Below are 10,410 nucleotides of genomic sequence, written 5' to 3'. Positions count from 1 at the left end.
GATAAAAATTTCGTTTAGAAAAACATCTCCCGCGTAGTGTTGGCACTGCCCCTAGCGGCGGCGAAGAGTTGCTTCGAATGAGATTTTTGTAACCTACAAACTGTAATTTGTAGAAAGTGCGTAGATAAATTCATAGAAGCCTCCATAAGGTAGATGAATCCATCTTATGGAGGCTTCTATATTTTATGTCCGTATAAAGGGATTTTTCACAGTCCCTTTGTTTCCTCGCTTGTTATTATTCCATTAATTCATAGCCAGCCTCGGTGATTACCTGCGCAAATTCCGACTGAGAAATTTCACGGTCTGCCGTAACCATAGCCGTACCGGCTTCTAAATTCACCTCAACAGCCGTAACACCTGCCATTTTTGACAGAGCATCTTTTACATGCTTCTGGCAATGCGCACACATCATACCTTCGATTTTAAGTTCTTTTTGCATAATCTTTTCATCCTTTCTGACAGTTGCCTGTCCATCCTCTTTCGCTTGTCTATCTGCATTCATTTCTGCCGGTGCGGCTTTAGCGGTCGTAAAGGACCGGAGCCGCAAGGCATTCATGACGACACATACACTCGATAAGCTCATAGCCGCAGCACCAATCATCGGCGAAAGTTTGATCCCAAAAGCGGGGTACAAAAGACCTGCCGCCAGGGGAATCCCAATAACGTTATAGATAAAAGCCCAGAAGAGATTCTCCTTGATATTGCGGATTACTGCCTGGGAAAGCTTAATCGCACTTACCACATCCCATAAGTTACTGCGGACGAGTACCGCGTCCGCACTTTCGATGGCTACATCGGTACCTGCCCCAATGGCCATGCCAATATCCGCCCGGGCCAGTGCAGGTGCATCGTTAATGCCATCGCCAATCATAGCCACCTTATGTCCCTTAGCCTGCAAGGCGGCAATCTGGGCTTCCTTGGCGGCCGGCAACACACCAGCAATAGCCCTGGTAATGCCCAACCGCGAGCGCACCGCCTCAGCCGTGCGCTCGTTATCGCCAGTCAACATGATAACCTCCAGCCCCATAGCTGTCAGTTCGTTTATAGCTTCTGCACTGGATTCCTTTTCTTTATCGGCGGCGGCAATGATGCCTAAAAGTTTCTTTCCTTTGGCAAATAAGAGTGGCGTCTTGCCAGCAATCGCCAACTGCTTTAGCTCCTGGCCATAATCCGCTATCGCCACGCCCTGTTCCCGCATGAAGGCTTCACTGCCGGCTAAGCAAACATCACCTTGCACCTCAGCCTTGATTCCCAGGCCAGGAACTGCTTGAAAATCATTAACAATCAAGGGATTTACGCCTCGCGCCTTCGCATAGGCCATCACCGCTTCGGCCAAAGGATGCTCACTGCCCTGTTCAAGCCCAGCAGCCAATGCCAAAAACTCTTCTTCCGGCAGCGATAAGGCCAGCAAATCCGTAACTTCAGGCCGGCCTTCCGTAATGGTGCCCGTTTTATCCAATACCACGGTATCCACAGCCTGAGCAATTTCGAGTGCCTCACCGGATTTTATGAGAATGCCATTTTCTGCGCCCTTGCCTGTCCCTACCATGATAGCTACCGGGGTCGCCAGCCCCAAGGCACAAGGACAGGATATCACTAGGATGGATATAGCAATGGAAAAAGCAAACTCCACGCTCTCCCCCAACGCCAGCCAGACACCGCCTGCCACTAACGCGATGAAAATTACCACCGGCACAAAAATCCCCGCGATGCGGTCCGCCAATCTTGCCATAGGTGCCTTGCTGGCACTGGCTTCGTCCACCAACCGGATGATTTGGCTGATGGCCGTATTTTCCCCCACCTTGTCGGCCCGAAAATGAATAGCGCCCGTCTTGTTTAACGTGGCAGCAGTCACTTTGTCCCCCGGTGCCTTGAACACCGGCATACTTTCCCCAGTAAGAGCGGATTCATCGATACTTGTTTGACCGGAAAGGACCGTGCCGTCGGCCGGCAAACGTTCGCCAGGGCGTACGATGATTTCATCGCCCACCACCAATTCCTCCACGGGTAGAGATATTTCCTGCCCTCCCCGCAGGACCGAAGCCTTTTCCGGCGCCAATTCCATGAGCTTAGCCAACGCTTCACCAGTCTTGCCCTTAGCCCGGGCTTCCAGAAACTTGCCCACGGTAATCAAGGTAACAATCATGCCTGCCGATTCAAAATAGAGATTGCGGCTGTATTCTGCGACCAGCGCCCAATCTCCATGCCCTAAGCCCCAGCCCATACGAAATACCGCAAAGACACCAAAAAGAGCAGCCGCCATAGAGCCCATGCCCACTAAGCTGTCCATATTCGGCGCACCGTGCCAAAGATTGCGAAAACCATTTTGATAATACTTTCGGTTAAGATACATAATCGGCAGCAGCAGAAGAAACTGGGAAAACGAAAAAGTAATGGCATTCTCTGGACCGGCGAATACTTCCCGCAAAAGAACCGGCACCGAAAGCCCCAACCAGCCAAAAAACATCGGATGCATAGCGATAAACATCACCGGCAAAAGAAATACCAACGACCAGCCCAGCCGCTGTTTCATGGCAGCGGCCTCTTTTGCCAAAGGCGCCGTCTCACTTTGCCGAGTTGTTTCCATCGTCTTTCCTTTAACACTTGCTCCATAGCCAGCCTGTTCCACAGCTTCAATGATCTTTGCGGAATCCAGCGCCGTTTCGTCATAGGCAAGCTGCATACTGTTTGTCAGCAGATTGACACTGACTTCAGCGGTCCCAGGCAGCCTTGTTACAGCCTTTTCCACTCGCGCTGAACAAGCCGAGCAAGTCATGCCGGTGATGATAAAACGTTCTTTTTTCATAAGTCACACCACCTGTCAACGTACCATTTTCCCTAGAAGCGTTATCAATTCTTGTACCACATGATCATCGCCTTCACGGATGTCATGAACCACACAACTGTTGATGTGCTGAGCGAGCAGTTCTTTGTTAAACGCCCCCAACGCTGCCTGAATCGCGCTGACCTGCGTCATAATATCCACGCAGTAGCGATCCTCTTCCACCATACGACGAATTCCTCGCACCTGCCCTTCGATGCGATTCAGCCGGGATATCAGTCCTTTATATTCTTTCCCGTCCTTGTCACGGTGTTTGTGCTTGATTTCTGCGCAACAACATTTCTCCATGGGTACCTCCTTGATCATAATAAATATACCCCTCATAGGTATGTATATTATACCTATGAGGGGTATATGTCAAGAAGCTCTCCTCAAATTTTAAAAGGCATGCCGATACCCCAGCGATAGTCCAGCACCATTATAGCCTGGGTTATGGGTCTTAAAGCCATTGGATGCGTGGTGGATGATGTAGGCAGCACTTATCGAATCATCCGTAGTGAAATGATAGGTGATCCGTGGCCCCATTCGCCATAAGAATCCAAAAGCTCGTCCTCTGGCTGGATGTGCGTGATTATACGCTAGGATTGACCCAGCCCCATCGATGGATGCCGACCATTTCTTTGACATTTTTTTCTCCCAACGCATCATATAGGACGGCCCGATCCCTACTGCTTCTGAGTTGCGGTCAATCCCATCATCAGTTGTCTTGCCGAGCGGACGTGTCACACTGATGCCATAGTGAAGCGAAACATCCTTTACTTGTTTGTATTGCCGATAAACATGAAGATTATATAAGTCAATATCGCGTTTGGCAAACCAACGGCCATCCAAATATTCCAACTGTACTTCCACGGCCTGGCTCTTTGCTGGCTTTTGCTCAGCTGGCGCACTGCCAGCGGCCATCGCTGTATTGGTAAAAAACATAACCATCATAGCCATCGTCATTCCCTTGCCTAGTATCTTTCTGCTATCCATAATCATCACATCCTTTATCATTCGGTTCAGAAAATAAACTGCTTATCTTGCGTTATTAATTACTTCGCCACAAAAAAAAGAATCCCTATCAAAAAGAGATTCTTTTTATTTTCTTATTCGAATTCTTTTATTCTTCGTTATAACGCTGCGCCAGCAGGCGTCGTTCGTTTTCCAGCTTTCGCTCCTGAATATAACGATGAATGAAGATATTCGGTATTGCCACGCCGACAGCAATACTGGTAATGATGATAACAGCCTCGACACCACTTCGAATGCCATCGAGCAAAGCACTCGAGGTAATAAACTGAATGTTCAGCAACGCAAAGAGCAAGCGATAAAGCAAAACTCCAGGAATCATTGGAATTGCTGACGGAATCGTCATGATGATATTCGGCGTATGGAACCAATGAATTGCCCGCAGGGCGATGACACCGACAACAGCTGCGCCAAAGAAGGAACCCGCAGCCTGTGACCATCCCAGCTCCATTATCGTCACATTGCGAAGCAAGACGGTGATGATGCCACCAATTCCCACAACGGGCAGCAACCGTTTAGGAACATTAAAGATGATCGAAAATCCGATTGAGGCTATCGCGGCTGCCAAAGCCTGCGATACATACGAAGTCTCCGCCGCCGAAAGTCCCACGGCTGTAAAGTCCGTAACGCCGCCCAAGCGAATCGCCATCACGATACCAAAGGTCATTGAACCGACGACCAGAAGCGTGTGCATTGCCCGCGTCATGCCCGAAACAATAAAATTGTTGAGCAAATCATCCACGGCATTGATAAGCGGGATACCTGGCACTAAAAAGAGCGTGCAAGCGATGAGCGGATACCAGTTAAGCCCTCCGGTTAAAAACTGCGTGGCCCAGGCCAGCATCGTCGTCGCAAAAGACGTGATGGCGATCGCCGCATAAGTATTAAACCCGTACCCCAAGCAAACGCGGCGAATGAGAAAGCCCAGCAGCGCGCAGACCGCAGTCAGCAAAAAGTCCAGCCAACTGCCGCCAAAAAGCTTGCAAAATCCACCACAGGCGGCACCAGCCCCCAGCGCAGTGAGCCACACGGGATAATTCCGTGGCAATTTGCGAATGTTTTCCAATTGCCGTTCAAAATCCTGCAGCGAATAATTTTTCGCCATAGCCCGCCAAGTCAGCTTGCTGACTGCTGAAAGCGTCGTCATATTAACCCCATGCTTGGTACATTTGCGAAATTCGGTATAAGAATGCCGATCATCGTTGACATTTAACATCAGCGTCGTATACATAACATGCTGATGAATGCGATCCTTCGGAATTCCCATAAAAGACGCCGCCCGCATCATATCCCGCAAGGTGCGGTCCGAATCGGCACCATTTTCCATCAGCAACTGTCCCGTGTGCAATAAAAGATGCATTTTGGGACCTATTTCGGCAAACGGCTCGCTAAAGATGCGTTCCTTTTCTTCCTTTTTATCCAAACTATTCATAGGTTATCTTGCTCATTCCCCTATCTTTTCTTACGTTTCCGGACCAAAAAATTCTACGATCTTTGCAATGGCCAAGGCCATATGATTCTGATTCTGGAAGGGATGATTTGCCCCCTCCACAGAAATAAATTCAATGACATTGTTCTCCGCGAATTCTTGAGAAATCGCAAACGGAATCATTTCATCCTTTGTGCCATGCAAAATCAGCATATCATCCGCAAAATCAAAATATTCCTGTTCGCGAACATCAAAGGACTTCAGCGAGTCGAGCAGGCTGTTATCAATTTTGAGTTTGCGCTCGAACCCGACTTGAACCTCTTTTCCCTTGGCCAGTTTTGTCCGATTTTCCTCAGTAAGATGCTTGTCCATGGATTCAAACATATTAACCGCCGGACTGCGCAAAGCGATCTTGGCGAAGGGATTTTCCTGCTCTATCATATAACGCAGCGTCAAGTAAGCCCCAAAACTCGTGGAATAATTGTAGACGCGCTCCGCCTGCAGCTCCGTTTTCGCATAAGCCGTCACAAGCCGCAGATAGGTCATGCACTCCTCAATTTCCAGTTTCTTGCGCGCATCTTCGCCATGACAAGGCCAATCAAAGGCAATGACCGCATAGCCTTTATACTTGTTCACCATATGCTCGCCAAAATTAGCGGTTCCGGCCGTATCCTTGTGACTGCCAAAACCATGTGTGACGATAACCACATCGCGAAACGTACGCACCGTCTTGTCACTATCACGAGTAAAGAGCTTGCAGCGTATACTAAAGCCCTCTTCATTGATGTCAAACTTCTTTTCCATAACCTAATGAGACTTCCTTTTAACCTTATTTTCTATTGTGCATATTTCCATAGGCGCGGGATTCAATGTACTGGGCTTCTCGTCCTAATACCTCGGGCAAGCGATAATAATCCCCTGTGTAATCTGCGGTATCTTCATGCTTGATATAATACGTGCCATTCGGTTTTTTCCAAACGTAAAAATAGCCATTGGCTTTAAGAACTGGCTCGGACTTTGACCACTCGTAAGCACAAGCGACGAATATGATATCCGAATCATTTGTCTGCACTTTCGTAGCCGAGGTCAAATCAGCGAAACTAGCGACACCAGACCCCGAATAATGCGTTATACGCAGATAATTATTTGCATCATCATAAAAGAACAAACCGTTATGATAGTGCCCCGCTTCGGCAAAACGAAGCGGCAACAACAATAGTAACAAGAAACACAACAATCCGAATTTTTTCATAACCCTGACTCTCTTCCCTTTCCTTCTAAGCACAATTAACTAAACAGCGCAATCTGGTCGCTCTCCCCCATGCCGTCCAGACAGCCATGGTCGCGCAGGATTTCGATGTTGGTCTTAGAGATACCCGTGCGGCGGCGAAGGTCTTCGATACTCGTAAACACGCCATCTTTGCGGGCCTCGACGATGCTCTGCGCCGCTTTGGTTCCCATCCCGCTGAGGCTGGCGATCGGCGGCAGCAGGGATTTTTCGTGGATGACGAATTTCTCTGCATCCGATTCGTAAATATTGACGTATTCGCAACTATAGCCACGCAGATACATTTCCCAAGCCAGCTGCAGAACGATAAGCGTCGCATTCTGCTTGGCATCGAGTTTCTTTTCCTTAGACGCAAGCTCCAGCTGATGAATCTGATCTCCTACATAATCCTTGCCACGAGCGATGACGTTCGCATCAAATTCGGCGGCACGGATGGAAAAATACGCAGCATAATAGGCCAGCGGATAATGCACCTTACAGAAGGCGATTCGGTAGGCCATCATAACATAAGCCGTGGCATGTGCACGCGGGAACAGATACTTGATTTTCTGGCAGGATTCGATATACCATTCCGGAATCCCCCCCTTGCGCAAAACTTCTACCGTATCTTCGGCAATTCCCTTTCCCTTACGAACTTTTTCCATAGTCTTAAAGGAAAGCAGTGGATCGATACCGTTATGAATCAAATACATCATGATATCATCACGAGCCGAGATTGCATTCTTAATCGTGCACTGTCCCCCGCGAATGAGGTCCTGCGCGTTGCCCAGCCACACGTCAGTACCATGGGAGAATCCCGATATACGCACCAAATCCGAAAATACATCTGGATTGGTGTCATCAATCATCTGCCGGGTAAAGGGCGTGCGGAATTCCGGGATGCCAAAGGTTCCCGAAGTAGCCCCCAACTCCTCTGGCGTCAGGCCTAATGCTACGGTCGAGTTAAAAATCGACATCGTGGCTTTATCATCAAAAGGAATGGTCTTCGGATCCCGGCAGGTAAGATCTTCGAGCATCTTGATAACCGTCGGATCATCGTGTCCCAGAATATCAAGCTTAACCAGACGGCTGCTGATGGAATGATAGTCGAAGTGAGTCGTTATCGTACCGCAATTCATATCGTTAGCCGGATGCTGAATCGGCGTAAAGAAATGGACGTCCATATTGCGCGGCACAACCATGATGCCAGCCGGATGCTGCCCCGTCGTGGACTTGACACCCATACAGCCATGGGCCAGCCGATCGATATAGGAGCCATGTTTCTTGACCCCCTTTTCTTCAAAGAATTTCTTGACATAGCCAAACGCCGTCTTATCTGCAACGGTCTGAATGGACCCTGCGCGATAGACGTTGTCCTTGCCAAACAAAATCTCTGTGTACTTATGAGCAACCGGCTGATACGTGCCAGAAAAGTTCAAATCGATATCTGGTACCTTATCGCCATCGAAACCAAGGAATACCGCAAAGGGGATATCGTGACCATCTTTTATTAATGGCTCTCCACAAACCGGACAATTCTTATCCGGCAAGTCATACCCACAACCATAGGAACCATCGGTAATGAATTTGCTGTACTGACAATGCGGGCAGCGCCAATGCGGCGGTAGCGGATTAACCTCTGTGATGCCCGTCATCGTAGCGATAAACGATGAACCGACCGAACCACGGGAACCAACCAGGTAACCATCGTCATTGGATTTTTTAACGAGTCGCTGCGCGATAAGATAGAGCACGGAGAATCCATGTCCGATAATCGGCTTCAACTCCTGCTGGAGACGAGCTTCAACGATTTCGGGCAAGTTTTCGCCGTACATTTCCCTAGCCTTGTTGTACGACATCGACCGGATTTCTTCATCGGCACCTGGAATCATCGGCGAATACAGGTCGTCAGGAATCGGCTTGAAGGATTCAATCATCTCGTTGATTTTTCGCGGATTCGTAACGACGGCTTCGTAAGCCAGTTCCTCCCCTAGGTACTCAAATTCCGCCAGCATTTCCTCCGTCGTCCGCAAATAAAGCGGTGGCTGCAGCTCGGCATCATCAAAGCCCTTGCCCTTCATGAGAATGGCGCGGTATATCTGATCTTCAGGATTCAAAAAATGAACGTCACAGGTTGCGACGAGCATCTTCCCGAGTTTTTGCGCAAGGTCAGCGACTTTCAAGTTAATGTTGATAAGGTCTTCATCCGTATTGATGTCCGGGAATTTATCACTGCGCTTCAAAAAGTCATTGTTGTGGATTGGCTGAATCTCAAGATAATCGTAGAAATTCGCAATCTCAATAAGCTGCTCGTCCGATTGTCCTTCGACAATCGCGCGAATGAGCTCGCCTGCCTCACAGGCAGAACCAATGATGATTCCCTCACGGTATTCTTCAATGATTTTCTTGGGCAGACGAGGCTGACGATGAAAATATTTGACGTGCGCCAGCGATACCATCTGATAGAGGTTGCGCAGGCCATTGGGATTTTTGGCCAAAAAGATAATATGGTTGGCCCGCTTTTGCTCCCAATCATCGCCAGTTAGATAGCCTTCCATGCCATAGATGACCTTAATGCCGGCATCCTTGGCGGCCTTCGCCGCATCCGGATAAGCCTGAACGACACCATGGTCCGTAATGGCAATAGCCGGCCAGCCCCAACGAGCCGCCGTCTTGACGAGGTTTTTGACCGATACCACGGCATCCATAGCACTCATGGTGGTATGCGCATGAAGTTCTACGCGCTTTACCTCCGCATTATCCATGCGGGATTCCGTTTCTTTCTTGGCTAACGAATCCATGAAGAGCACATACTCATTCATATAGGTATCAAAGCGGACAGAACCACGGATACGCACTTCCATGCCCTCTTTGAGCTTGCCAATGATTTCCTCAAAATCTTCTTCTGGCCCATTCTTGCCACGTTTTGGCTTGAAGAACTTTTTACAAGCAATGCCGTTACTCTCATCCGACAGACAGAACGAGAGCAACTTCGTCCCGGTCTTGAACTCATTGGTCTTGATGCCAGAAATCGCACCCTCACCAATAAAGCCTTCGAGAATGACATTCTTCATCTCGCCATCGAGTTCATCGATAAGCTTGCGTTCTCCCATAACCCCACGGCCAAAGATGAGGTTGCCTGCGCCATGCACCACCACCGGTTTATCAAAGTCAGCATGATGTTTCGGCACCTTCGGCAATTTTGGCTTACTCTCTGCGGCCGCCGTCTTGACGCTGGCATTTGGAATCTTCGCCGTGGCAGCTTTCTGCTCAGCCACGCGCTCCTGATGAACAGCTGCGCGATACTCCGGCGTATTGAAGCTATCATCTACCTCTAGATTCTGCAATACTTCATCACTGGCATTGCATTCTACCGGACAGCGATATCCCAGCAACTGTTTGATGGCTTTGCCCATGAGCTGCGCCACCGAATGCGCACGCATGATTTCGCCGCCCAGCTCTCCTGGTACATCGAGAATCAAGCGGCTGCCATCCACGCGATACTTGGAACGCTTCAACAGCTGAAACACCGTCGGATTGCCTTCGGAAACCACCGTAACAAGTTTGGTCCAAATTTTCTGGATGCCGTCTTCCACATCAATGACTTCCTGATAAAACAGCACCTGATCGAGCTGGCACTTCCGCTGAATCTGAGCGGCCGCTTCCTGTAAGAGTGCATCGGGGATAAGCGTTTGGCTGATCAGCACGATTTCCCAGCTGTTGGTCTTGGTACATACTTCCACATGACGAATCGACGCCGACTTCATAAGCTCTTTTTGCTCATCATCCAACGTCATCCCCTGAACCAGCTGCCAGAACATATTCTCTTGTTGCGGAACGATTCGATACTTCTGCATTCCC

The 10,410-nt window shown here is 49.0% G+C and carries 7 protein-coding genes; all 7 read right to left on the bottom strand.

Going from position 1 to position 10,410, the window contains the following annotated elements; translation table 11 throughout:
* Positions 1-235: 235 nt before the first annotated feature.
* Entirely contained in the window at positions 236-2,806 is a 2,571-nt protein-coding gene (locus T504_RS0109390; RefSeq protein ID WP_033170821.1) for a heavy metal translocating P-type ATPase, read from the bottom strand.
* 15 nt (positions 2,807-2,821) lie between these two features.
* Positions 2,822-3,130 (bottom strand): metal-sensing transcriptional repressor, encoded by a 309-nt coding sequence (locus T504_RS0109385; protein WP_033170827.1) that lies wholly within the window; start codon positions 3,128-3,130, stop codon positions 2,822-2,824.
* A 90-nt stretch (positions 3,131-3,220) separates the two neighbouring features.
* The gene (locus T504_RS0109380) at positions 3,221-3,817 is read right to left on the bottom strand and encodes an acyloxyacyl hydrolase (RefSeq protein ID WP_051635306.1); all 597 of its coding nucleotides are present in this window, start codon (positions 3,815-3,817) and stop codon (positions 3,221-3,223) included.
* A gap of 127 nt (positions 3,818-3,944) precedes the next feature.
* Positions 3,945-5,285, bottom strand: coding sequence for a threonine/serine exporter family protein (locus T504_RS0109375; RefSeq protein WP_081823426.1), 1,341 nt, complete (start codon positions 5,283-5,285; stop codon positions 3,945-3,947).
* Positions 5,286-5,315: 30 nt separating this feature from the next.
* Entirely contained in the window at positions 5,316-6,086 is a 771-nt protein-coding gene (locus T504_RS0109370; protein WP_033170819.1) for an alpha/beta hydrolase, read from the bottom strand.
* A 25-nt stretch (positions 6,087-6,111) separates the two neighbouring features.
* Positions 6,112-6,534, bottom strand: coding sequence for a hypothetical protein (locus T504_RS0109365; RefSeq protein WP_033170818.1), 423 nt, complete (start codon positions 6,532-6,534; stop codon positions 6,112-6,114).
* Between the two features lie 35 nt (positions 6,535-6,569).
* Positions 6,570-10,406 (bottom strand): PolC-type DNA polymerase III, encoded by a 3,837-nt coding sequence (locus T504_RS0109360; RefSeq protein ID WP_033170817.1) that lies wholly within the window; start codon positions 10,404-10,406, stop codon positions 6,570-6,572.
* Positions 10,407-10,410: the final 4 nt, after the last annotated feature.

Source organism: Selenomonas sp. ND2010 (assembly GCF_000702005.1).
Lineage (GTDB): Bacteria > Bacillota > Negativicutes > Selenomonadales > Selenomonadaceae > Selenomonas_A.
This window is presented reverse-complemented; position numbering and strand designations above follow the sequence as displayed.

What these genes read in the sequence shown, in the direction of transcription:
- T504_RS0109390 (WP_033170821.1), bottom strand. Translation starts at nt 2,806, where the DNA reads ATGAAAAAAGAACGTTTTATCATCACCGGCATGACTTGCTCGGCTTGT.
- T504_RS0109380 (WP_051635306.1), bottom strand. Translation starts at nt 3,817, where the DNA reads ATGGATAGCAGAAAGATACTAGGCAAGGGAATGACGATGGCTATGATG.
- T504_RS0109375 (WP_081823426.1), bottom strand. Translation starts at nt 5,285, where the DNA reads ATGAATAGTTTGGATAAAAAGGAAGAAAAGGAACGCATCTTTAGCGAG.
- T504_RS0109385 (WP_033170827.1), bottom strand. Translation starts at nt 3,130, where the DNA reads ATGGAGAAATGTTGTTGCGCAGAAATCAAGCACAAACACCGTGACAAG.
- T504_RS0109360 (WP_033170817.1), bottom strand. Translation starts at nt 10,406, where the DNA reads ATGCAGAAGTATCGAATCGTTCCGCAACAAGAGAATATGTTCTGGCAG.
- T504_RS0109365 (WP_033170818.1), bottom strand. Translation starts at nt 6,534, where the DNA reads ATGAAAAAATTCGGATTGTTGTGTTTCTTGTTACTATTGTTGTTGCCG.
- T504_RS0109370 (WP_033170819.1), bottom strand. Translation starts at nt 6,086, where the DNA reads ATGGAAAAGAAGTTTGACATCAATGAAGAGGGCTTTAGTATACGCTGC.